This is a genomic window from Arthrobacter sp. C2, assembly GCA_024207135.1.
Taxonomy (GTDB): Bacteria; Actinomycetota; Actinomycetes; order Actinomycetales; family Micrococcaceae; genus Paeniglutamicibacter.
Genome location: CP042428.1, coordinates 172239 through 195112 on the forward strand (window position 1 = coordinate 172239; position 22874 = coordinate 195112).

At 68.5% G+C, this 22874-nt stretch carries 19 protein-coding genes; 15 read left to right on the plus strand and 4 right to left on the minus strand.

Annotation, left to right across the window (positions count from 1 at the left end; genetic code table 11):
* Positions 1-43: 43 nt before the first annotated feature.
* Complete coding sequence (locus FPY90_RS00795) at positions 44-1252, plus strand: MFS transporter (protein WP_498683321.1); 1209 nt, start codon at positions 44-46, stop codon at positions 1250-1252.
* 141 nt (positions 1253-1393) lie between these two features.
* Here FPY90_RS00795 and FPY90_RS00800 read toward each other — a convergent pair whose 3' ends face one another.
* Entirely contained in the window at positions 1394-1759 is a 366-nt protein-coding gene (locus FPY90_RS00800; RefSeq protein WP_498683322.1) for a hypothetical protein, read from the minus strand.
* 216 nt (positions 1760-1975) lie between these two features.
* On the opposite strand from FPY90_RS00800, the gene FPY90_RS00805 reads away from it, so the two are divergent.
* The 6 genes from FPY90_RS00805 to FPY90_RS00830 all read left to right on the plus strand — a co-directional run bounded on the left by FPY90_RS00805 (position 1976) and on the right by FPY90_RS00830 (position 9170).
* Positions 1976-3613, plus strand: coding sequence for an ABC transporter substrate-binding protein (locus FPY90_RS00805; protein WP_071213535.1), 1638 nt, complete (start codon positions 1976-1978; stop codon positions 3611-3613).
* Positions 3614-3752: 139 nt separating this feature from the next.
* Positions 3753-4847: an ABC transporter permease gene (locus tag FPY90_RS00810; protein WP_286135262.1), complete on the plus strand. Its 1095-nt coding sequence runs from the start codon at positions 3753-3755 to the stop codon at positions 4845-4847.
* Positions 4848-4849: 2 nt separating this feature from the next.
* Complete coding sequence (locus FPY90_RS00815) at positions 4850-5824, plus strand: ABC transporter permease (protein ID WP_498683324.1); 975 nt, start codon at positions 4850-4852, stop codon at positions 5822-5824.
* The gene (locus FPY90_RS00820) at positions 5821-7503 is read left to right on the plus strand and encodes a dipeptide ABC transporter ATP-binding protein (protein ID WP_498683325.1); all 1683 of its coding nucleotides are present in this window, start codon (positions 5821-5823) and stop codon (positions 7501-7503) included. The genes FPY90_RS00815 and FPY90_RS00820 overlap by 4 nt, the downstream gene beginning before the upstream one ends.
* Positions 7504-7684: 181 nt before the next feature.
* The gene (locus FPY90_RS00825; RefSeq protein WP_071213532.1) at positions 7685-8077 is read left to right on the plus strand and encodes a chorismate mutase; all 393 of its coding nucleotides are present in this window, start codon (positions 7685-7687) and stop codon (positions 8075-8077) included.
* A 1-nt stretch (position 8078) separates the two neighbouring features.
* Complete coding sequence (locus tag FPY90_RS00830) at positions 8079-9170, plus strand: uroporphyrinogen decarboxylase/cobalamine-independent methonine synthase family protein (RefSeq protein ID WP_498683327.1); 1092 nt, start codon at positions 8079-8081, stop codon at positions 9168-9170.
* A 31-nt stretch (positions 9171-9201) separates the two neighbouring features.
* Here FPY90_RS00830 and FPY90_RS00835 read toward each other — a convergent pair whose 3' ends face one another.
* Positions 9202-10317 carry a hypothetical protein gene (locus FPY90_RS00835; protein WP_498683329.1) on the minus strand — a complete coding sequence of 372 codons (1116 nt, stop codon included), beginning with the start codon at positions 10315-10317 and terminating at the stop codon, positions 9202-9204.
* A 222-nt stretch (positions 10318-10539) separates the two neighbouring features.
* Here FPY90_RS00835 and mtrA point away from each other — a divergent pair, with 222 nt between their 5' ends.
* From mtrA to secA, 7 genes are all read left to right on the plus strand, one after another.
* Positions 10540-11217 (plus strand): MtrAB system response regulator MtrA, encoded by a 678-nt coding sequence (mtrA, locus tag FPY90_RS00840; protein WP_071213530.1) that lies wholly within the window; start codon positions 10540-10542, stop codon positions 11215-11217.
* A gap of 20 nt (positions 11218-11237) precedes the next feature.
* On the plus strand, positions 11238-13040 hold the full coding sequence (gene mtrB, locus FPY90_RS00845; RefSeq protein WP_498683332.1) for an MtrAB system histidine kinase MtrB: 1803 nt from the start codon (positions 11238-11240) through the stop codon (positions 13038-13040).
* Positions 13033-14748: an LpqB family beta-propeller domain-containing protein gene (locus tag FPY90_RS00850; RefSeq protein WP_083411004.1), complete on the plus strand. Its 1716-nt coding sequence runs from the start codon at positions 13033-13035 to the stop codon at positions 14746-14748. Before mtrB ends, FPY90_RS00850 begins: the two co-directional genes overlap by 8 nt.
* Positions 14749-14830: 82 nt before the next feature.
* Positions 14831-15712, plus strand: coding sequence for a ComF family protein (locus tag FPY90_RS00855; protein WP_071213609.1), 882 nt, complete (start codon positions 14831-14833; stop codon positions 15710-15712).
* Between the two features lie 151 nt (positions 15713-15863).
* Positions 15864-16580, plus strand: coding sequence for a ribosome hibernation-promoting factor, HPF/YfiA family (gene hpf / locus FPY90_RS00860; RefSeq protein WP_139194720.1), 717 nt, complete (start codon positions 15864-15866; stop codon positions 16578-16580).
* 24 nt (positions 16581-16604) lie between these two features.
* Positions 16605-17849, plus strand: coding sequence for a winged helix-turn-helix domain-containing protein (locus FPY90_RS00865; protein WP_498683334.1), 1245 nt, complete (start codon positions 16605-16607; stop codon positions 17847-17849).
* A gap of 77 nt (positions 17850-17926) precedes the next feature.
* Positions 17927-20653, plus strand: a complete 2727-nt coding sequence (gene secA, locus FPY90_RS00870; protein ID WP_071213526.1) for a preprotein translocase subunit SecA — start codon at positions 17927-17929, stop codon at positions 20651-20653.
* Here the strand turns inward: secA and FPY90_RS00875 are convergent.
* On the minus strand, positions 20650-21333 hold the full coding sequence (locus FPY90_RS00875; protein ID WP_071213525.1) for an Rv3235 family protein: 684 nt from the start codon (positions 21331-21333) through the stop codon (positions 20650-20652). The genes secA and FPY90_RS00875 overlap by 4 nt on opposite strands.
* A 58-nt stretch (positions 21334-21391) precedes the next feature.
* Complete coding sequence (locus tag FPY90_RS00880; protein ID WP_498683336.1) at positions 21392-22183, minus strand: LysM peptidoglycan-binding domain-containing protein; 792 nt, start codon at positions 22181-22183, stop codon at positions 21392-21394.
* A 119-nt stretch (positions 22184-22302) separates the two neighbouring features.
* On the opposite strand from FPY90_RS00880, the gene FPY90_RS00885 reads away from it, so the two are divergent.
* Positions 22303-22848 (plus strand): hypothetical protein, encoded by a 546-nt coding sequence (locus FPY90_RS00885; RefSeq protein ID WP_071213523.1) that lies wholly within the window; start codon positions 22303-22305, stop codon positions 22846-22848.
* Positions 22849-22874: the final 26 nt, after the last annotated feature.

Here is a 22874-nt window from a genome sequence, read left to right on the forward strand (position 1 = left end):
TTCCCTGCGCCGGGCGGCGGAACCGCCTGTAGGATCGGAGACCATGTCGCTGGGGCGGGGATACGGACGGTTGTGGGCGGGCAATGCCGCCTCGAACTTCGGCGACGGCATCAGCTACGTCGCGATTCCGCTGTTGGCGACGGCGCTGACGACGAACCCGTTGCTGGTCGCGGGGCTGTCCATGGTGTACTCGGCCGCCAAGATCCTGGTGGTCCTGCCCGTTGGCGCCATCGTCGACCGGATGGACCGACGAAGCATCCTCTGGCTCTCCAACCTGGGCAGGTGCGCCCTGATGGCGGCGCTGGCCGCGCTGGTGGCCACCGGAACGGAGTCGATGCCCGCCCTGTACGTGGCCTTTGCCCTGATCGGGCTCCTGGAAACGGCAGCGGACAACACGGCACTGTCCATCCTCCCGTCGCTGGTGGGCGGCAGGGACCTGGACCGGGCCAACAGCCGGATTTCCGCCACCCAACTGGTCGCCGACGAGTTCGTCGGTCCGCCGCTTGGCGGGTTGATGTTCGCCGCGGCGATGGCCTTGCCCCTCGCCGCCACCGCCGGGGCGTACGCGGCGGCGGCGCTGCTCTTCCTTGGCCTGGCGGGCAGCTTCCGTCCCGCGCGGCGGCCCGGCCGCCGGACGACGCTGCACCGGGACGTCCTCGAGGGTGCTACATGGCTGGCCCGGCACCCGCTGCTGCGCTCGCTGGCGGTCGTCGGCGGGTTGGCGAGCGTCGCGTACATGATGCCGTTCTCGATCCTTGTCCTTTTCGCGCGGGACGTCCTGGGCCTGGGCTCCGCCGGCTACGGGATCCTGCTCTCGGTGTCGGCGCTCGGCGGGCTCGCGGGGGCGGCCATGGTGGCGCCGCTGCGGCGGAGGATCGGGTATGCCGCCACCACAGCCGGCAGCCTGCTGGTGGGCGCGGCCAGCCTGCTGGCGATCTTCCTGGCCGATGTCCCGTGGGTGGCGGGATTGTTCCTGGCCACCTACATCCTGCACGCCGTGGTCTTCAGCGTCTGCGTCGGTTCCCTGCGCCAACGCCTGGTGCCGGACCGGCTGCGCGGACGGGTCAATGCGGTGTCGAAGTTGTTCGGACTCGCCGGGCTCGCCATCGGCGCCGGTCTTGGCGGCCTGCTCGCAACGGTGTTCGATCTCGCTGTGCCGTTTCTGGCGGGATCCTTGGTGTTCGTCGGCTGCGCAGCCATCGCGTGGCCGAACCTTCGGGCGTGGGAGGCAGCTGCCGCGGTCCACTCGTGACCCGGGACCGATGCCCGCGAGGCGCCCGGGTCGGATGGAGGCATGTCCATCGGAGTTCGGGCCGCTCACACGCAAAAATCCCGCCTGCCGGCCGCGGAATGCGGGCGACAGGCGGGATCGCGGGCCGGGCGGGCCGGTTCGCTACGCCTTGGCTTCGTCGACGATGCCGTACATGCGCGTGGAAATGTCCAGGTACTCGAGGCGGGTCTTGCCTTCCTCGAGCCGCGGCAGCTGTGCCGGGCCGTGCTCCACGCAATGCACGAAGTCGAATTCCGGCCACCACTTCTTGGGCCGCTCGGCCTCGGTGAATCCGCACACGGCGCAGGTCAGCTGGACCCATACGGGGCGCTTGCCGGTCCGGTTGGCGCGCGACTGGATCAGCCAGGCCGGGGGATTGGCGTTCAGTTCGGCAAATTCGGCTTCGCTCATCCGCGCCGGGATGCCGTGGCGCTTGGCCATTTCCATGGGGATATCCAACGCAATCGCTGCGTCTCTACGTGTCATCATCGTGCTTAACCCTAGGCCACTTGTGCCTGCGGTGCCGACGTAGGGCGGGCGCCGCCTGGCCGGGCTGCGGCATTGACGGAGGCCAAGGATCACATTTGCATTCCAATGTGCGCCGAATCACTCGATAGTGGCATTCGGTGACGGGGATCACCTAGGCTGTATGGCGTGTGGGTTCACTCACACATCATGTGCTCGCAGACAGATTAAGGATTGCTCATGGCCCGCAAGAAGAACGGGATGCGGCTCGCCGCTGCCGTTATCGGCATCTCCGCCCTGGCCCTGACCGGTTGCACCGGTCCGGCCGCCACCCCCGGGGGCAGTGAAGGGGGCGAGACGGGCACCACAAGTGCTCCGATCACCCTGGGTACCACCGACAAGGTCACCTCCCTTGACCCGGCAGCCTCGTATGACAATGGCTCGTTCATGGTCATGAACCAGATCTACCCGTTCCTGCTCAACTCCAAGCCCGGATCCGCCGAGCCGGAGAACGACATGGCCGTATCGGCCGAGTTCACCACGCCCACTGACTACACCGTCAAGCTCAAGCCGGGTCTCAAGTGGGCCAACGGCTCCGATCTTGACTCCAAGGACGTCAAAGCCAGCTTCGACCGCCAGGTGAAGATCGCGGACCCGAACGGCCCCTCCTCGCTGCTGGGCAACCTGGCCAGCGTGGAGGCCCCGGACGCCACCACCGTGGTCTTCAAGCTCAAGAGCGGCAACGACCAGACCTTCCCGCAGGTGCTCACCAGCCCCGTCGGCCCGATCGTCGACGACGAGCTGTTCCCCGCCGACAAGGTGCTTGACGACGACGCGATCATCAAGGGCAAGGCCTTCGCCGGCCAGTACACCATCGAGTCCTATGCCAAGAACTCACTGGTCTCCTTCAAGGCCTTTGACGGATACCAGGGCCTGCTGGGCAAGCCGGCCAACTCCGCAGCCAACATCAAGTACTACGCAGACTCCAACAACCTGAAGCTGGACGTGCAGCAGGGGAACATCGATGTCGCCTGGCGCTCGCTTTCGCCCACCGACGTCGAGGACCTGTCCAAGGACTCGAAGGTGGCCGTGCACAAGGGTGCCGGCGGCGAGCTGCGCTACATCGTATTCAACTTCGACATCATGCCCTTCGGCGCCAAGACCTCCGATGCGGATGCGAAGAAGTCGCAGGCCGTTCGCCAGGCCGCGGCCAACCTGCTGGACCGCCAGGCCATCGCCACCCAGGTCTACAAGGACACCTACATTCCGGCGTACTCCTACGTGCCGCAGGGCTTCACCGGAGCCATCGAACCCCTGAAGGACATGTACGGCCAGGACGGCGGCCCGTCGCTGGACAAGGCCAAGGCAGTGCTCGAGGCGGCGGGCGTCTCCACCCCGATCAACCTGAAGCTGCAGTACAACCCGGACCACTACGGCCCGAGCTCCGGCGACGAGTACGCGATGGTGAAGAACCAGCTGGAAAAGGGCGGCCTGTTCAAGGTCGACCTGCAATCCACCGAATGGGTCACCTACCAGAAGTCCCGCGTCACCGATTACCCGGCGTACCAGCTGGGCTGGTTCCCGGACTACTCGGATGCCGACAACTTCCTCTCGCCCTTCTTCGCCAAGGACAACTTCCTGGGCAACGGATATGACAATGCGGAGGTCGGCAAGCTGATCAACGAACAGCGCGTGGAAACAGACCGCGCCAAGCGCACCGCGCTGATCGAGGAAATCCAGACCAAGGTCGCCGGCGACCTCTCCACGCTGCCGCTGCTGCAGGGTGCCCAGGTGGCCGTGGCCGGTGCTGACGTCAAGGGCGTGGAATCCACGCTGGATGCCTCGTTCAAGTTCCGCCTGGGTGTCGTGTCGAAGTAGGCACCACCCCCGCGGGACACCGCACCACCCGGCGCGTCCAGGCCTGCGGGAGCACCCTTCGCCATCCGGCGGATCGTGCTCCCGCAGGCCTGCGGCCGCCACGGAAAATTGATTTCTCCAGCTAGGACTCCACCATCCCATGGTCATCACCACCGAACCAGCCGATGAACCCTCGGCACCACTGTCGCCGATCACGGCGCCCACCAAGGCAGGGGGCAGCTTTGCACGCTACCTCGTCACCCGCTTCCTGCTGATCTTCCCCACCATCTTCATCCTGGTCACGCTCGTCTTCTTCCTGATGCGCGTCACCGGAGACCCGATCACCGCGGCCCTCGGCGGCCGCCTCACCCCGGACCAGCTGGCCGAGCGCATCGCCGCGGCCGGCTACGACCGCCCGGTCCTGGTGCAGTACCTCGAATACCTCGGGCAGGTCTTCACCGGCAACTTCGGACGCACCCTTTCCGACAACAGGGCAGTGTCCGAGGTGCTGACCACCTACGGTTCGGCCACCGCGGAACTGGCCTTCAATTCGCTGGTCATCGCACTGCTCATCGGCATTCCCTTCGGCCTGGTCTCGGCCAAGCTGCGCGACCGCTGGCCCGATGCGATCCTGCGCGTCTTCGCGATCCTCTGCTATGCGACCCCGGTGTTCTTCGCCGGCCTGCTGCTCAAGCTCATCTTCGGGGTCTGGCTCGGCTGGCTGCCGATTGCCGGGCGCGCCGGCATCAACGCCGAGCTGGCCCTGACGTCCCTGCAGAACCCCAGCGGCATCTTCCTGCTCGACGCACTGCGCTCCGGGAACATGGCCGCCGCTTCCGACGTCATCGAGCACGCGGTCCTCCCGGCCGTCGCACTGGGCCTGCTCACCGCCGGGGTCTTCCTGCGGCTGGTGCGCACCAACGTCATCGGCACCCTGGGACGGGACTACGTGGAAGCGGGGCGCTCGCGCGGCGTCTCCGAGTACCGGCTGCTGACCAAGCACGCCTACCGCCCGGCGCTGATCCCGATCATCACGGTGATGGGCCTGCAGATCGCGCTGCTGCTCGGAGGCGCGGTGCTCACCGAGACCACCTTCGAGTGGAAGGGCCTGGGCTTCATGCTCGCGCAGTACCTGACGGCACGCGACTTCGTCGCGGTGCAGGGCATCGTGGTGCTGCTGGCGGTCATCGTCGCGGTCACCAACTTCATCGTGGACATCATTGCCGCGCTCATCGACCCGCGAGTGAGGTTCTAGCCATGGGTGCAACAACCGTGACGGCCCTCGGGGCCAAGAAGCCGCTGTGGACACGGCTGCCGATCATTTCCCATTACCGGATGAGCGCCGGGCTGCAGCGCGGCATGCTCGTGGCGGGACTGGTGCTCTCCGTGGTGTTCGTGCTGGCCGCGGCGCTCGCGCCGGTGCTTGCGCCCTTCGGGTTCGCCCAGATCTCCGACGCAGACGGCCAATTCCCCACCCAGGCCGCCCCGGGCGGAAAGTTCATCTGGGGCACCACCGTGGGCGGCTTCGACGTCTTCTCGCGCACCCTGTGGGGAGCGCAGACCGCCCTGCTGGTCATCATCATCGCGGTGATCGCCTCAATCTTCCTGGGCGTCTTCCTGGGCCTGGTCTCCGGCTACCTCGGCGGCTGGCTGGACCGCATCCTGGTGGTGCTGGCCGACGCCATCTATGCCTTCCCGTCGCTGCTGCTGGCCATCGTCATGTCGATCGTGATCACCGGAGGGCAGTCCGACCTCTGGGGCGGCATCCTGGCCGCGGCGATCTCGATCACCGTGGTCTTCATCCCGCAGTACTTCCGGGTGATCCGCGCCGAAACGGTGCGACTGAAGGCCGAGCCCTTCGTCGAATCGGCGAAGGTGGTCGGCGCCTCGACCTGGCGGATCATGTTCAAGCACGTGTTCAGGAACGCCACGCGCACGCTGCCGCTGATCTTCACGCTCAACGCCTCCGAGGCGCTGCTGACGCTGGCGGGCCTGGGCTTCCTGGGCTTCGGCATCGAGCCGACCAAGGCCGCCGAATGGGGCTACGACCTGAACCGCGCGCTGAGCGATGCGACCAGCGGCATCTGGTGGACCGGGGTCTTCCCGGGTGCGGCCATCGTGCTCACGGTGCTCGGGCTGACCCTGGTCGGCGAATCCATGAACGACCTGGCGGACCCGCGGTTGCGGATGCGCCGAAAATCAAGGCGTCGCGGCGGAAAGGCCACAGCATGAATGCGCACCGCAAGGACGTGATCGGCCGCGCCGACGGCACGGTCCTGGAAATCAGGGACCTCGAGGTCACCTTCACCACCGACGCCGGCCAGGTCCCCGCGGTGCGCGGGGTCGGCTTCGATGTCGCCGCCGGGGAGGTCGTCGCGGTGGTGGGCGAATCCGGGTCCGGCAAGTCCGTGACCGCCCGCACCATCCTGGGCCTGCTGGCCGAGACCGCGGTGGCCCGCGGGGCCGTGGTGCTCAAGGGCAACAACATGCTGACCCTGGGGGCACGCGAGCTGCGTGCGGTGCGCGGTGACGACGTGGCGATGGTCTTCCAGGAGCCCTCCACCGCGCTGAACCCCGTGTACACCGTGGGCTGGCAGATCGCCGAGGGCATCCGCGCCCACGGCAAGGTCTCCAGGAAGGAGGCCAAGGCCCGCGCCATCGAGGTGCTGCGCAAGGTCGGCATCCCGGAACCGGAGAAGCGGGTGAACCACTATCCGCACCAATTCTCTGGCGGGCAGAAGCAGCGCGTCATCATCGCCGCCGCGCTCGCGCTGAACCCGGCGCTGATCGTCGCCGACGAGCCGACCACGGCGCTGGATGTCACGGTGCAGGCCGAGATCTTGGAGCTGCTGCGCGAGGTGCGCGACGACTTCAACACCGGGATCGTGCTGATCACCCACAACATGGGTGTCGTCGCGGACCTGGCGGACCGGGTGGTGGTGATGTACCAGGGCAAGATCGTGGAGAGTGCGCCGAGCTCCGAGCTCTTCGCCGCCCCGCGCGAGGACTACACCAAGGCGCTGCTGGCCGCGGTGCCGCATCTGGGCCGCAACTCCGCCTCCGCGGGCATGGTCTCGCGGTCCGGGCAGGAGAAGGAGGTGCTGGTGCAGGCCACCAACCTGAACATCACCTATCCCGGGCGCCTCGGGTCCCCGTCGTTCACCGCGGTGGACGACGTGTCGCTGCAGATCTGCGCCGGGGAAGTCTACGGGCTGGTGGGGGAGTCCGGGTCCGGGAAGACCACCATCGGCCGGGCCATTGCCGGGCTGAACAAGGTCAGCGGCGGATCGCTGAAGGTGCTGGGGCACGAGATGCTCGGGTTCAAGGAGCGCAGCTTCAAGAAGGTCCGCCAGGACATCGGGTTCGTGTTCCAGGACCCCGCGGCCAGCTTCAACCCGCAGCTGTCAATCGGCGAGTGCGTGGCCGAGCCGCTGATCGTGCACCGCTCCCTTGATGCCCGTGCCGCGCGCAAGCGCGTCGACGAGCTGCTCGAGGCGGTGCAGCTGCCGGCGGCCTTTGCCGCGCGCTTCCCGCACGAGCTCTCCGGCGGCCAGCGCCAGCGCGCCTCGCTGGCCCGGGCCCTGGCGCTGGACCCGAAGTTGCTGATTGCCGACGAGCCGACCAGCGCGCTGGATGTCTCGGTGCAGGCCAAGGTGCTGGAGCTGTTCAAGGAGCTGCAGGCCGAACTGGGCTTCGCGGCCCTGTTCATCTCCCACGACCTGGCCGTCGTGGACATGCTCTCCACCTGGGTGGGGGTGCTCTACCGCGGCAAGCTCGTCGAGGAGGGCATCGGCAACCAGGTCATGGGCGACCCGCAGCATCCCTACACCCGGCGGCTGATCGCCTCGCTGCCGGTGCCGGACCCGGTGGAGCAGGCCATTCGCCGCGAGGCGTTCCTCAAGGCCGTCTAGGCCAAGCGGTTTCGCCCCGCGGGTTCCCGCTCCGGCGGGTGCGCGGCACTGGGGCGGTCCACCACGGTGGGCCGCCCCCTTTGCCGTCCCCGCCGAGGTCCCGCGCCGTGCAATCGTTGCCGTCCGCGGCGCGCGTGTCACGGTTGGGTGCATTCAAGCGCGCAACCCTAGACTTGGGTTCATGAGCCAACAGAACAACGCACAGGTGCCAGACAACGCCGAAACCGGCGCCTACGACCCCGCCGCCAGTTCCCTGGCCGACACCGTCGAAAAAGAGGTCATGGAGGAGTTGTTGTCCATCCGCAGCAGCATCGACAATTTCGACGCGACGCTGGTCTACCTGCTGGCCGAACGCTTCAAGGCGACCCAGCGGGTCGGCCACCTCAAGGCCGTGCATGCGCTGCCGCCGAGCGACCCGGGCCGGGAGAAGGCGCAGATAGAGCGCCTGCGCCGCCTCGCCCAGGAGGCGCACCTGGACCCGGAATTCGCCGAGAAGTTCATGAACTTCATCATTTCCGAGGTCATCAGGCACCACCAGACGATCTCGGCGACGCACGCGGAGAACGGCAACTAGCGTGCAACCCGACATCCGCCCCGGCACCCACCCCGATCAGGAACCCGAATCCGGCACGCGGGCAGCGGCACTCCAGGTCCAGGCCAGCGCGCACGGGCCGATGCCCGGCACCGACCCGATGGAATCGGTGCTGGTGATCCGCGGCGAGATCGGCGCGCCGAACCTGCCGCACCTGCACCAGCTTCCGGACCGCGGCGTCGGCTCCGATGCGATCGGCCGCGGCGCGCAGCTGCTCGAGGAAATGGTCGTGGACCTGCAGCCATACGGCTGGCGGCTGGCCCCGGCCGCCGGCATCGATGCCCGGCGGGCCGCCTCGGCGCTGCGCACCGACCTGAACGTGCTGGCCGATGCCATCGGCGCCGAGGAATCCGGCGGCAGCGAGCTGAAGATCCAGTTCCCGGGTCCCGCCACGCTGGCGGCAAACCTGCACCTGCACCACGGCGAACGCGCCGTCTCCGACCACGGGGCGCGCCGCGACCTGGCCCAGTCCCTGGCGCTGGGGGCCGCCCGGCACCTCGAGGCGGTCTCCCGGATGACCGGCGGGCAGAGGATCACCGTGTACATCGACGAACCCGACGCCGGGGCGGTGCTCAACGGGACGCTGCCGACCTCCAGCGGCTACCGCACGCTGCGCTCGGTGCCCGCCGCCGAGTTGCGCGGCTGGTGGAGCGAGCTGGTCGAGGCCCTGCAGGGCGCCGGCGCGGCGGAGGTCGTCATCGGCGCCGAGGCCGAACCCGGAACCTGGACGAGCCTTGCGGCCACCGCGCTCGAGGCGGGTGCCGATGCGCTGGGCGCCAACGCCGCCTCGTTGACCGTGCCCGGGTGGGAGCTGATTGCCGGGGCGGTGGAATCCGGCACGCGCCTGTGGCTCGGCACCGTTGACGCCGGAGCGAAGCTTCCCGGCGTCGTGGAGGCCGTCAGCGCCATCCGCCGCCCGTGGCGCCAGCTCGGGCTGCCCGATGCGGCGCTCGGCGCCCTGGTGCTGATGCCTTCGGCCGGCCTGGCCGAGCTGCCCCCGGCGCAGGCGACTGCGGTGCTCGGGCGCCTGGCGTCCTACGCCGAGGCGCTGAACCAGGTTCGCGTCGACGGCTAGCTCCCCGGGCCCCGGCCTACCGGGCCCCGGCCTACCGGGGCTGCCGGACGGGGCGTGCCCCGTGCCCGGGGATCGGGTGCGCGGGAGCTGTGCGGGATTCGGCCTCCAGCACCAGGTCCAGGCGCTCGTGCCTGATCCGCGCGTCGACATGCAGCAGCGTGACCATGACCTGGCCCAGCACCATGGACAAGGCGCCCACGACCGCCTGGGCGGCAACTCCGACCCCCACGCCGAGGGCCGTGTTGGAGCCGGAGACGAACTGGCCCGTGGCCACATCCAGGATCTGGACCACGAGCCCCGAGAGCAGCCCTAGGACGATGGCGACCACCAAAAGGATCCCCAGGATCCGCCACCAGGATCCGCACACCAGCCTCCACGAGGAGGCGATCGCCGAGCCGATGCCCATGGACCTGGCCACCAGCTCGACCGGCCCGAAGCAGAGCTTGATGGCCAGCCACACATACAGCGGCAACAACGCCACAAGCCAGAGGGCCAGCAGGATTCCCGCGACGGCCGGCCCCAGCGGGCGTGCCAGGGCCGCGGCGCCGGCCACCGAGAGTGCCAGCACCAGCAGCACCGCGGCGCCGGCCAGCAGGTTCCAGGCCACCAGCCGGAGCATGGCCTGCGAGCTCAACGCCAGCGATGCTCCCCATCCGGTGCGCAGCCCCAGGGTGGCGCGCATCGCGGCGACGGTGCTCGGCCCGATGACCAGCACCCCGGCCAGCAGCTGCACCGCCAGGTAGCCGCCGAGCCCCGCGGCCAGTGACGGCCAGGTCCGTTCGAGCCCCTGCACCACCTCGGCGGGGGAGGACTGGCCCGGGTCAAAAGACACCTCGAAGCCGGTGAACCAGGGAAGCAACAGCCACAGGGCGAGCAGCGCCGGCAGCAGCTGGACCAGCACCGCGTTGAGCAACGTGGGGATCGGCGCGAGCCGGATGACGGCGAATGTCGCATCGAGCAGGTCCCCGAACCCCAGCGGCCGCAGCTCGAGGACCCCGGGCTTCGCCGGCGGCCCGAAGCGGTGCGCGGGGTCCGGGCCGGTGCCGGATGCCGCTGCCGGCTGCCCGTCCCACCCGGACGGGGGCGGGCCCCAGGCCGGGTGCGGATCGGGCTGCCCCGGTTCGGGGACCTGGGAATCGGCTGGCATCGGGAAACGACCTCAATCCTTGGCGGGGCTCCGGGGCGGCGAACGGTGCGGGCCGTTGCGCTCCGCCCTCATGCGGCCAGTCTAGCCGCGCCGGAATGCGAGACAAACGATGTGGTGGATTGCCGTTTCCGCGGCGATTTGCCCGGTGTGCTCATGTACTCTTGAGGTATCCGGGCGCATGCTTATCGCGGCGCCCAGCGCAAGGCTACGGAAGGGCAGATTATGAAGGCACGCATCCTGGTTGTCGACGACGACGAGGCGCTGGCCGAAATGATCGGCATCGTGTTGCAGAACGACGGCTTCGAGGCCGTGTTCTGCTACGACGGTGCCAAGGCATTGGGTGTTTTTCGCGAGGTCAAGCCCGATCTGGTGCTGCTTGACCTGATGCTTCCGGGACTGGACGGCATCGAGGTCTGCAAGCTCATCCGCGCCGAGGACGATGTCCCGATCGTCATGCTCACCGCCAAGTCCGACACCGCCGACGTGGTCCGCGGCCTGGAATCCGGCGCCGACGACTACGTCCCGAAGCCCTTCAAGCCCGCGGAACTGGTGGCGCGCGTGCGCGCCCGGCTGCGCCCCGGCGAACAGCACGCCCCCGAAACCCTGAAGATCGGGGACCTGAGCATCGACGTCGCCGGCCACCGGGTGACCCGCGAGGGCGAGCCGATCGGCCTGACCCCGCTGGAATTCGACCTCCTGGTCGCCCTGGCCCGCAAGCCGTGGCAGGTCTTCACCCGCGAGCAGCTGCTCGAGCAGGTCTGGGGCTACCGCCACGCCGCCGACACGCGGCTGGTCAATGTCCACGTCCAGCGCCTGCGTTCCAAGGTTGAGATGGATCCGGAAAGCCCCGAGGTCGTGCTGACCGTGCGCGGCGTGGGATACAAGGCGGGCCAGGCCTGAGCCTGGAGGTGACGGGCAGCATGAACACCGTCGAACCGGCCCCGGACGAAACCCGGGTCCCGGAGCCGGAGCACCAGCGGCCCTGGCACCGCCGCGCCTTGGCCTGGCTGGTGCGTGCGCGCAACACCGTGCGCTCGCGCTGGACCCGTTCGCTGCTCTTCCGCACCGTGACCTCCGCGGTGCTGCTCACCGCCCTGGCCCTGCTGGGCGCCGGCGCGTTCCTGTCCAACCAGATTGCCACGGGCCTGTTCCAGGAGCGCTTCAACCAGGTGGAGTCCGAGTCCCTGCGCGGGCTGAACCAGGTGCGCGCCATCTTCGACTCCGCGGCCACCACCGACCGCACCAGCACCCGCTCGCTGGTGACCAGCACGCTGAAGATCCTCGAGGGCGACACCGCCCTGGTGCCTCGCGACTTCGTGCTGGTCCCGCTTTCCGGGGACGACAACCTCTACGTGGGGCCCACCGCCAGCGGCAACCTGACCTCCCGCATCGTGCCGGAGGCCCTGACCGCCCAGGTCCAGGAGTCCAACGCCACCTACTGGCAGTCCATCGAGGTCAACGCCGGGGCCAGCGCCGGCCCGGGCCTGATCTTCGGCACCAAGGTGACGCTGCCGCCGGGCCGCGAATACGGCCTGTACCTGGTCTACGACCTCTCCAGCGTGCAAAAGACCCTGGACTTCATCAACCGGGCCATGGGCCTGGTCGGCGGGCTGCTGCTGCTGGTGGTCGGCGGCATCACCTGGTACGTCACCCGCCTGGTGGTCCGCCCCGTGGCCGCCGCCGCGCAGGTTTCCGAGAAGCTTGCCGCCGGGCAGCTGGAGGAACGCATGGTCGTTTCGGGCGAGGACGAGATCGCGCGGCTGGGCAACTCCTTCAACCACATGGCCGCCTCGCTGCAGGACCAGATCAACCAGCTGGCCATGCTTTCGCAGATGCAGCAGCGCTTCGTCTCGGACGTGTCCCACGAGCTGCGCACCCCGCTGACCACCGTGCGGATGGCCGCCGAGGTGCTGCACGACGCCCGCGAGGACTTCGACCCGATCAACAAGCGCTCCGCGGAGCTGCTCTACAACCAGGTCGAGCGCTTCCAGATCCTGCTCAACGACCTCTTGGAGGTCTCCCGCTTCGACGCCGGGGTCGCGGTGCTCGACGCCGAGCCCACCGACCTGGTCTCCGTGGCCCGGCGCGTGATCGACACCGCCACACCGCATGCCGAGGCCATGGGCTCGGTGCTGCGCCTGGGCACCCCCGCCGGCGGCGCGGTGGCCGAGATGGATGCGCGGCGCATCGAGCGGGTGGTGCGCAACCTGGTGCTCAACGCGGTGGAGCACGGCGAGGGCAACCCCATCGACATCACCGTGGCCGGCAACCAGAACGCGGTGGCGATCACGGTGCGCGACCGCGGCATCGGCATGAGCCCCGAGGCCAGCACCCGCGTCTTCGACAGGTTCTGGCGCGCCGACCCGGCCCGGGCGCGGACCACCGGCGGCTCCGGCCTGGGGCTGTCCATCGCCATGGAGGACACCCGGCTGCACTCCGGCCGGCTGGAGGCCTGGGGGGAGCGCGGCGTGGGTTCGTGCTTCCGGCTGACCCTGCCGCGGATCCTGGGCGACACCATCATCGCCTCCCCGCTGCCGCTGGAGCCCATCGTGCTGGCCGACGCGGTGTTCGACCGCGGCATGGTCGTCTCCTTCCCGCTGACCGGGGAGATCCCCGCGATCGGCTTCAAGCCCGCCCCGCCGCTGATCCCCGAGGAGCACCCGGACACCGCGGCTCCGGGCACCGGCGGCCACACCCCAGGAAGGCACCACCCGCATGACTAGGAACCGCCCAACGCCCCGGATGCTGCTGGCAGTGCTCCTGGGCTTCGTGCTGGTGCTCACCGGGTGCTCGCAGATCCCGCGCAACTCGCCGGTCCAGTCCATTGCACTGGACGGCTCCGGCACCGATGCCGACGGAAACGTGCAGTTCAACCTGCCCGGCCCGACCCCCGACGCCACCCCCCGGGAGATCGTCGAGGGGTTCATCGAGGCCGGCATCGCCGCCCAGGACGACTACAAGACCGCCCGCCAATTCCTGGACCCCAAGCAGGGCGGGGTCTGGAAGGGCTCGGTGCGGACCCTGGTCTACGACGCCCGCCCCTCGGTGATCCCGGGCAGCAACCCCAACACCTTCACCATCCAGATGGAGGTCGTCTCCGAGGTCGATGCCGCGGGCATCATGACGGAATTGCCCGCGCACACCACCCGGGCGGTCGACGTGGCGCTGGAGAAGGTCGACGGCCAATGGCGCATTTCCCAGCTGCCCGACGGCATCATGCTCGACAAGGCCAGCTTCAGCCACGTCTTCGCCCCGCAGACCCTCTACTTTTACGACGTCAGCTACCACTACGCGGTGCCCGACGTGCGCTGGTTCCCCACCCGCACGGGCGTGGCAGCGGTAATGGTCGAGGCGTTGCTGGCCGGCCCGGCACCGTACCTGGAAAACGCGGTGGTTTCGGCGTTCCCGCCGGGCAGTTCTCTGGTGCGCTCCTCGGTGCCGATCGAATCGCAGCGGGCCACCGTCGACTTGAAGTCCGCCACCTTCCTGGACTCGACGGAGCTTACCCGCCAGCAGATGCAGCAGCAGCTGGAACTCAGCCTCGGCGGGCTGGGCACCGTGCGCTCGGTGGTGATGACCGACGAGCAGTCCGAGGTCAAGATCGGGCCCAAGGACCCCGACTTCCAGGTCGCCGAGGTCAACGCCCCGGTCCCCGACACCCAGATCGGCGTCCTGGACAAGGCGCTGTACTACCTCAAGGGCAAGTCGCTGCGGCTGGTCGGCGGCATCGGGGACATCTCCGGCTACGACCCGCGCCTGCCGGCGATGAGCCCGCAGGGGAACCGCTATGCGTTCCTGAACGGCTCGCTGACCAAGCTCGTCGCCATCGACGAGGAGGGCCGCAGCTCGGTGGTCGCCACCGGGACGGACCTGGTCCGGCCCTCCATGGATGCCCATGGCTGGACCTGGACCGTCGACAATTCCTCGACCACCAGCGTCCTGGCGGTGCCGGAAGACACGGTGCTCAGCGGAAAGGTCCGACCGATCACCGCCGGTTGGCTGGAGCACGCCAAGGTCTCCTCGCTGCGCGTGTCCCGGGACGGGGCCCGCGCCCTGATCGTCTCCTCGAAGGACGGGGAAACCAGCGTGACGATCAGCGGGATCCTGCGCGATGCCGACGGCGCGCCGCGCGGCTTCGCCCCGCCCAAGAGGCTGTATCCGGAGGTTCCGGTGACCCAGGCCGTCTGGAACTCCGATGTCTCGGTCATCGTCTCAGCAACCAGCACCAACGAAAAGGTGGCGGCGGAGGAAATCGGCCTGACCGGCACCCGGGTGACGTACCTGCCACTGCTGGGCATGCTCGATTTGTCGGCCGGTCCCGGGGAACGCCGCCCGGTGTACGCCGAGACCAAGGACAAGATCTACACGCGCGTGGGCAGCTCCTGGCATGAAATGGAAATCATGGTCCGGGACCTGACCTACCCGGGCTGAGTGGCCGGTCGACGGTCGCGGTTCTCCACAGCAGGTCCGCCGGGCCTCGAACGGGCCTGGCCCGGGGAGCATGCTGGAGGGCATGAAACCTTGGATCCGGCAGGACCCGGATGCCGTCTACCGCAGGCCGCCCGCTCCGCGCAGCGACCCGGCACGTTCCTGGGCCCGGCTCCTTGATGCGCTCTGGTGGCACCGCGCTGCCCGGGCCGTGCGGGCGGGCCTGCACGGCACCGCCGCACTGCTGTTCCCGGTGGACTGCGTAAGTTGCCGGCGTCCGGACGCCGTGGTGTGCGGTTCCTGCGCCCGCGCGTTGCGTGCCTCCTGCCTGCACCCGCGGAGGGTCGAACTCCGGGCCGAGGCGCTGCCGTTGGACGGGTGCCTCGGACCGATGCCGGTGGTTGCCGCGGGAGCCTATGAGCACGAGCTGGCGGCCGTCGTCCTGGCCTTCAAGAACCACCAGATGCCGGCCCTGGGCAGGTACCTGGTGCCGCCGTTGGCCCGCGCGGTGCTGGCCGTGCTGGACACCCTGGCTGACCAGGGCCGCCCGGTGGTGCTGGTCCCGGTGCCCACGCGGCTGCGGGCCAGGACCCGGCGCGGGTACTTCCCGGTGGGATTGCTGCTGTCCAGGTTGCGGCGGGCCCGGGTGCTGCCCGCCGGCGTGGAGGTGGCGCAGCTGGTCCGGTACCGGGTGGCCAGGCAGTTCACCTCCGCGCAAAAAGGCAAGGGCAGGCGCGCCCGGGGCGCGGTGCGCGGCACGATGCATGCACCGGTGACGCCGCAGCTGGCACGGCTCGCGGCCGCCGGCACCCAGGTGCTGTTTGTCGACGACGTGCTCACCACCGGGGCGACCTTGGCCGAGGCGAACCGCGCCCTGGCCGGGTCCGGGCTGCGGGTGTGCGGGGCGGCGGTGCTTGCGGCAACACCCGCACCGGATGAAAAAAGCCACGTTCGCGCAACGCGATGAAGTAATAATCCGAACATCCTTGATTATCGTTGCATCTGTCATAGGGTGAGGTATGGGCACCCCGCAAGGGGAAAGGAACCCATCTTCAGCGACCGGAAGGAGTGACTTCTTCGGTCGCTGTCGTGTCACCTGAGCAATGATGGAGGACACCATGGAGATGACGATCAACGGGCGCAATGTCAGTGTTACGGATCGCTTCCGCGAATACGTGGACGAGAAGATCGACAAGGTCGATCAGCTTGCAACGAAGATCCAGCGCTTGGACATCAAGGTCACCAAGGAGCAGCACGCACGCAATGCGGAGACTGCCCTGACCGTCGAATTGACGGTTCTGGGACGGGGACCGGCGATCCGTGCCGAGGCCAAGGCCGCGGACAAGTTCGCTGCTTTCGACACCGCATTCGCCAAGCTCCTGGAGCGTCTGCGCAAGGCCCGGGACCGCCGCAAGGTCCACCACGGCACCCGGACGCCCCAGGCCGTTCACCAGGCAACCAGCGGACTGGAGCCGGCCAACAGCTCGCTTCCGCTGCACGAGGCAACGCGTCTGGCACAGCAGGAAGAGGAAACCCGGCAGGCCGCCGAGGCCTCCGAGAACGGCGCACCGCCGATCGAGATCCGCCGCAAGGTCTTCCCGGCGGAGTCGATGAGCGTCGACGACGCCGTTGACCGCATGGAAATGATTGGACACCCCTTCTACCTCTTCGTGGACGCGGCAACCGGGGCGCACTCGGTGGTCTACGCCCGGAAGTCCAAGGGCAACCAGCAGTACTCCTACGGAACCATCACCCTGGATCCGGAGGCCACCGACGAATCCACCCTGGAGACCCGTCGCTACCGCGACCCGGATCCGCAACCAGTCAACGCCTGATCCAACGGCGCATACGATGGGACCATGAGCAGGATTCTTTCCGCAGCGCAAGCCCGTCGCATCGCCATCGCAGCCCAGGGGCTGCATCGTCCCCGGCCCGCCGCACCAGTGAATCTTGGTGCGGTGGGCCGGGCCTTTGCCCGGCTGGAACTGATCCAGATCGACTCCGTCAACGTCGTCACCAGGGCCCAGTACCTGCCGATCTTCTCGCGGCTGGGCCCTTACGCCCCGGAGCTGTTGGACGCACTCGCGGTGCAAAAACCGCGCAGGGTGGTTGAGTACTGGGCGCACGAGGCCTCGCTGGTGCGCAGCGACCACTTCAGGGACCTGGTCCCGTGGCAGCAGCGCTCCTGGCCCGGCAGCATGAAGACCATTGACGACGACGGGCGTGTCCTGGCCCACCGGATCCTTCGGCTGCTTGCCGACGGCAGGCCCCGCACCTCCCGGGAAGCCGCCGCCGAACTGGGCCACGAACAGACCTCAGACAACGACTCGTGGGGCTGGAACTGGTCCGCGGTCAAGCGCGCCCTGGAGGCATTGTTTGCCGAGGGAATGATCAGCACCGAGGGCCGCAACGGCGCATTCGAGCGCCGCTACACCGCCTTGCACCAGGTGTTCCCCGAAGCACCCGTACCCGCAGCCGTACCCGCAGCCGTACCCCCGGCCGGGAACGACCGGCGCCAGGGCATGGAGCGGCTGCTGCTGGCTGCCGCCGGGGCGCACGGCATCGGCAGCGTGCATTGCCTGGCCGACTACTTCCGGCTCCCGTTGCGTGAAAGCGCCGCGGTCCTGCAAGACCTCGCCGCCGGCGGAGCCCTCGAAACGGTCGGCGTGGCGGGCCTGAAGGACACGTTCTACCTGTTGCCCGGAACCGCCATTCCCCGTCGCTCGCACGCCCGGTCGCTATTGGGCCCCTTCGACTCGATGGTCTTCAACCGCCGCCGGATCGAGAAGCTGTTCGGCTTCACCTACCGCCTGGAGATCTACACGCCCGTGGCCAAGCGCGTCTACGGGTACTACGTGCTGCCGTTCCTGCTGGGCGAGGCGCTGGTGGCCCGCGTGGATCTGAAGGCAGAGCGGGCCACGGGCAGGCTGTTGGTCCGTGGCGCCTTCGCCGAGCCCGGCGCGCCCGGGAACACCGCGGCGGAGCTGGCGGCCGAATTGCGGCTCATGGCGCGCTGGCTGGGGCTCGACGAAGTCGTGGTTTCGGCACACGGGAATCTGGCAGCAGCCTTGGAGTTTTCACTAAGCTCGCCCGAATCCAGCTAAAAGCCACAAGTGAAACCAATCTCTCACGTAGACTGAACACGCCAGAAATCCTGTGCTAGAGATTTGGGAGCTGCCTCGTGGCATCACTGCTTGAACGTATCCTGCGTACCGGCGACAAGAAGACGCTGAAGAGGTTGCGCGGATACGCCGACGCCATCAACGTGCTTGATGGCGAATTCCGTGCCCTATCCGATGCGGAACTGCGTGGTGAAACAGACAAGTTCAAGGCACGCATTGCCGATGGCGAGTCCCTGGACCTCCTGCTGCCCGAGGCCTTTGCCGCCGTCCGCGAAGCCGCCGACCGCACCCTGGGCATGCGCCACTTCGATGTCCAGCTCATGGGCGGCGCCGCCCTGCACCTGGGCAACATCGCCGAGATGAAGACCGGCGAAGGCAAGACCCTGGTCGCCACCGCGCCGGCCTACCTCAACGCCCTGACGGGCAAGGGCGTCCACGTGGTCACCGTCAACGACTTCCTGGCCGAGTACCAGTCCGACCTGATGGGCCGCGTCTACCGTTTCCTGGGCCTGACCAACGGCTGCATCCTGTCCAACCAGGACCCAGCCGAACGCCGCAAGCAATACGAGGCGGACATCACCTACGGCACGAACAACGAGTTCGGGTTCGACTACCTGCGCGACAACATGGCCTGGAGCTCCGACGAGCTCGTCCAGCGCGTCCACAACTTCGCGATCGTCGACGAGGTCGACTCGATCCTCATCGACGAGGCCCGCACCCCGCTGATCATTTCCGGGCAGGCCTCCGGCGACGTCAACCGCTGGTACACCGAATTCGCCAAGCTGGTCACCCGCCTGAGCCTCGACACCGACTACGAGGTCGACGAGAAGAAGCGCACCATCGGCGTGCTGGAACCCGGCATCGAAAAGGTCGAGGACTACCTGGGCATCCACAACCTCTACGAGGCGTCCAACACCCCGCTCATCGGGTTCCTGAACAACGCCATCAAGGCCAAGGAACTGTTCAAGAACGACAAGGACTACGTCGTGATCAACGGCGAGGTCATGATCGTCGATGAGCACACCGGGCGGTCGCTGGCCGGGCGCCGCTACTCCGAGGGCATGCACCAGGCCATCGAGGCGAAGGAAGGGGTGGAGATCAAGGCCGAGAACCAGACCATGGCGACCGTGACCCTGCAGAACTACTTCCGCCTCTACAAGAAGCTTGCGGGCATGACCGGCACGGCGCAGACCGAGGCCGGGGAATTCATGGGCACCTACAAGCTCGGCGTGGTGGAGATCCCCACCAACAAGCCGCTGCTGCGCAAGGACCAGGCGGATTTGATCTACAAGAACGAGATCGCCAAGTTCGACGCCGTGGTCCAGGACATCGCCGAGCGCCACGCCACCGGCCAGCCGGTGCTGGTGGGCACCACCAGCGTGGAAAAGAGCGAATACCTGGCCCGCCTGCTGGCCAAGCAGGGCATCCGCCACGAGGTGCTCAATGCCAAGCAGCACGCACGCGAGGCAGCCATCGTCGCCCAGGCCGGCAAGAAGGGTTCCGTCACGGTCGCCACCAACATGGCCGGCCGCGGCACCGACATCATGCTCGGCGGCAACGCCGAATTCCTGGCCGTCGCCGAGATGGAACGCCGCGGACTTGACCCGGAAACGAACTCCGAGGAATACGAGCGCGTCTGGGATTCCGTCTTCGAGACCGCCAAGAAGCAGGTCGCGAGCGAGGCGAAGGAAGTCTCCGACGCCGGGGGACTCTACGTGCTGGGCACCGAACGCCACGAGTCACGCCGCATCGACAACCAGCTGCGCGGCCGTTCCGGACGCCAGGGGGACCCGGGCGAGTCCCGCTTCTACCTCTCGATGACCGATGAGCTGATGCGCCGCTTCAACGCCGGCGCGGCCCAGCGGATCATGAACAACCCCTCGATGCCCGACGACGTGGCCCTGGAATCGAAGATCGTTTCCAAGGCCATCGAAACCGCACAGGCGCAGGTCGAGGGCACCAACGCCGAGCAACGCAAGAACGTGTTGAAGTACGACGACGTGATGAACCGCCAGCGCGAGGCCATCTACGGCGACCGCCGGCGCATCCTCGAGGGCGGCGACCTGGAAGAGAAGGTCGGGCACTTCCTCGAAGACGTGGTCAAGGCCATGGTCGCCGAGGCCACCGGCGAGGGACACTCCGAGGACTGGGACCTGAAGCGGCTCTGGGGAAACCTCAAGCAGCTCTACCCGATCTCCATCACCCTCGACGAGGTTGCGGAGGAAGCCGGCCACCGCGACGCGATCACCCCGGAACTCCTGGAGCGCGAAATCCTCTCCGACGCGCGGCTGCAGTACGCCGCACGCGAGGAAGCGGTCGGCGAGGAAAACATGCGCGAGCTCGAACGCCGCGTGGTGCTCTCGGTGATCGGCCGCAAGTGGCAGGAACACCTCTACGAAATGGACTACCTCAAGGAGGGCATCGGCCTGCGCGCCATGGCCCAGCGCGACCCGTTGGTCGAGTACCAGCGCGAGGGCTTCCTGATGTTCCAGACCATGATGGAATCCATCCGCGAGGAAAGCATCGGCATGCTCTTCAACATCGAGGTGGAGACCCGTCAGGCCCCGGAAATGTCCCTGCCGGGCGTCGTCGACGGCCGATCGGTGACCACCGAGCCGGTGCTGAACACCCCGGGCCTCGAGGCCCCGGCCCGTCCGGCGACGCTGCGCTACACGGCACCCGAGGAAAGCGGCGAGGCCTCGACCCACATCGAGCGCACCCCCGGTGCGGCGGCCCCGAAGGCTGCCGGCGGCAACAACAAGAAGAAAAAGGGCAAGCGCCGCTAGCCGATCTCCAGTGCAGTAACCTGCCAACGTCCGTGCCACCGTTCGATCCTCAGAGCGGCGGCACGGACGTTTTGCATGTCCCGGATGATCACCGCCGCCTCGAAGACCAGGGGCAGGACCTGGGTGATGCGCATCCGCAGCACCCGCGGGTTGGAATAGCAGCAGGAGGTGGGGTCGGGGCGCTGGATCGCGCCGAGACGCATGTGGTGGTCGAGCTTCAGCATGCACTCCGGGCTCAGGGCGCGCAGCAGCTGGCGTGCGGGCCGTGCTCCGGCCAGTACCTCCAGCACCGCCGGTGCGGCCGCGTGCACAACCGCTGCCACGGATTCGGCCGGGGCCAGCAGCCCGTCCATGGGCGGGAAGAGCTTCTCGGCAACTGCCCGGGCGGCGGCGGTGGGCGGCTTGGGACGCAGCCCGTCGGCAAAATCGTGTTCGGTGTCCGCGCGGAAATCCTCGTCGAGCCGAACCTGCTCCGGGAGGCTGCGCGCCGGAGTCTCGGTGCCCGGTTCCTGGCCCGGGCAGCGCTTCCCGCGCCTGTCCGGACCGGGGCCGAAGGCCTTCGGAAACCTCCGTATGGGGGTCGGCTCCGCTGCGGCGGGGGCCGGTGCGGTGAAGCGGTTTGCTTGGACGAGCGTCGGCGCGGTGTTGGAAGGGGCCGGCTCGAGGGCGGTGATGGACATGGTGGACTCCTGGTGGGCGGATGGCTTCGACGGTGGAGGGCGGTGTGTGCAATCGGTTTCAGGGCTTCTGGGAAGCGGGCCGCGGTGCCTGGAGCACCATGCCGACCTCGAGCCTGTCGGGGTCGGGGCCGATCAATCGGCGGTTCGCGGCGAACCATAGCGGCCAGGCCGCGGCGATGTCTTCGGGGCCGGCGCTCGAGGGCAGGTGGCGTGCGGCAATGGCCCAGAGGCTGTCTCCAGGCCGGACCACGACCTCCTCAAGGGTGCGGGTGGTTCCGCCGGCCAGCCGGGCCAGCGGCAGCGGGACCCGGTGCGGGATGAATCCGGGACTGAGGAGTTCGGTTTCGGTGCCCTTCGGCCCGGTGGCCTCCGGCTGTCGCGGGCCGGCCTGGCGCTCGTGTTGCCCGGCGATCGCGGCCTGAAGGTGCTGGGCCGGTGCCAGCGGCGCGGCAACGGTCGCAGGGGCCGCAGGGGCCGCGGCGGTGGCGCCGCCCGCGGCGCATCCGGCCAGCACGAGGGAACCGCCGAACCCGGCCAGCAGCACCCGGGCGACGAATCCGGGAACGAGTGCCGCCAGGGCCGCACCGCGACGCCGGTGCCCGCTGGCGGCGAGGAGACGGGCGGCCAGGGCCAGGGCCAGGCACAACAACAGCCAGGCGACCGACGCCGCGCCCAGCAATCCGATGGCCAGGCCGGTGAGCCGTTCCAGGGACCACGCATCGAGCCGGGTGCCGGTGGCGGCGCGCTCCTGCAGTGAGCGCCACAGCACGATGCTGGCCCCGAGCATGCCCAGCGACAGGACGGCCGCGGCCACGAGTGCCAGGGCGTCGCGGGCTGGTTGTGAACGCATATTGGCCTTCTTTGATGTCATTTGATGTTGTTTGCATCTGTTTGTAACAGCATGATGACACTTCGTGCACGGGGAATCTAGGGGTAGGCGCGAAACTTTTGGGCATCTAGGGTGGGCCCATGAGATGGGAATCGCTTTTCGCCGACCTGGAAGCACAATTCGAGGCCGAGGCCGCCCGCGACCAGGCCAGCGAAATCCAGGAATTTGTCCGGATCGAACGCGCCCGCCAGACGCTGGTCCAGCGCCTGGCACGGCACCTGGACACGCGGGTCGATGTGCAGCTGCTCGGCGCCGAACGCCTGGGCGGACAGCTTTCCTCCCTCGGCAGGGACTGGCTGATGCTGCGCCACGGCGGCACCGAGGAACTCGTTCCCTTCCGTGCGCTGGCCTGGTGGTCCGGGCGGGAGCCGGGCAGGAACCCGGAGCCGGGGGAGCGGCGGGTCGGCTTCTCCCAGGCCCTGCGCGTGCTGGTGCGGGACCGGGCCAGGGTGGGCATCGGCGGAACCGACGGGCAGCAGCTGGCCAGCGGAACCCTGGACCAGGTGGGCCAGGACTTCGTCGAGGTGGCGCTGCACGAGCGCGACGAATTCCGCCGCGCACCTGCCATCCACGGACGGTGCGTGATCCCGTTTTCCGCAGTGGCCAGGGTGCGCCGCGAGGAATGAGGCCCCCGGCGGGGTTGTCCACAGCC

What these genes read in the sequence shown, in the direction of transcription:
- FPY90_RS00795 (WP_498683321.1), top strand. Translation starts at nt 44, where the DNA reads ATGTCGCTGGGGCGGGGATACGGACGGTTGTGGGCGGGCAATGCCGCC.
- FPY90_RS00800 (WP_498683322.1), bottom strand. Translation starts at nt 1,759, where the DNA reads ATGATGACACGTAGAGACGCAGCGATTGCGTTGGATATCCCCATGGAA.
- FPY90_RS00805 (WP_071213535.1), top strand. Translation starts at nt 1,976, where the DNA reads ATGGCCCGCAAGAAGAACGGGATGCGGCTCGCCGCTGCCGTTATCGGC.
- FPY90_RS00810 (WP_286135262.1), top strand. Translation starts at nt 3,753, where the DNA reads ATGGTCATCACCACCGAACCAGCCGATGAACCCTCGGCACCACTGTCG.
- FPY90_RS00815 (WP_498683324.1), top strand. Translation starts at nt 4,850, where the DNA reads ATGGGTGCAACAACCGTGACGGCCCTCGGGGCCAAGAAGCCGCTGTGG.
- FPY90_RS00820 (WP_498683325.1), top strand. Translation starts at nt 5,821, where the DNA reads ATGAATGCGCACCGCAAGGACGTGATCGGCCGCGCCGACGGCACGGTC.
- FPY90_RS00825 (WP_071213532.1), top strand. Translation starts at nt 7,685, where the DNA reads ATGAGCCAACAGAACAACGCACAGGTGCCAGACAACGCCGAAACCGGC.
- FPY90_RS00835 (WP_498683329.1), bottom strand. Translation starts at nt 10,317, where the DNA reads ATGCCAGCCGATTCCCAGGTCCCCGAACCGGGGCAGCCCGATCCGCAC.
- mtrA (WP_071213530.1), top strand. Translation starts at nt 10,540, where the DNA reads ATGAAGGCACGCATCCTGGTTGTCGACGACGACGAGGCGCTGGCCGAA.
- mtrB (WP_498683332.1), top strand. Translation starts at nt 11,238, where the DNA reads ATGAACACCGTCGAACCGGCCCCGGACGAAACCCGGGTCCCGGAGCCG.
- FPY90_RS00850 (WP_083411004.1), top strand. Translation starts at nt 13,033, where the DNA reads ATGACTAGGAACCGCCCAACGCCCCGGATGCTGCTGGCAGTGCTCCTG.
- FPY90_RS00855 (WP_071213609.1), top strand. Translation starts at nt 14,831, where the DNA reads ATGAAACCTTGGATCCGGCAGGACCCGGATGCCGTCTACCGCAGGCCG.
- hpf (WP_139194720.1), top strand. Translation starts at nt 15,864, where the DNA reads ATGGAGATGACGATCAACGGGCGCAATGTCAGTGTTACGGATCGCTTC.
- FPY90_RS00865 (WP_498683334.1), top strand. Translation starts at nt 16,605, where the DNA reads ATGAGCAGGATTCTTTCCGCAGCGCAAGCCCGTCGCATCGCCATCGCA.
- FPY90_RS00875 (WP_071213525.1), bottom strand. Translation starts at nt 21,333, where the DNA reads ATGTCCATCACCGCCCTCGAGCCGGCCCCTTCCAACACCGCGCCGACG.
- FPY90_RS00880 (WP_498683336.1), bottom strand. Translation starts at nt 22,183, where the DNA reads ATGCGTTCACAACCAGCCCGCGACGCCCTGGCACTCGTGGCCGCGGCC.
- FPY90_RS00885 (WP_071213523.1), top strand. Translation starts at nt 22,303, where the DNA reads ATGAGATGGGAATCGCTTTTCGCCGACCTGGAAGCACAATTCGAGGCC.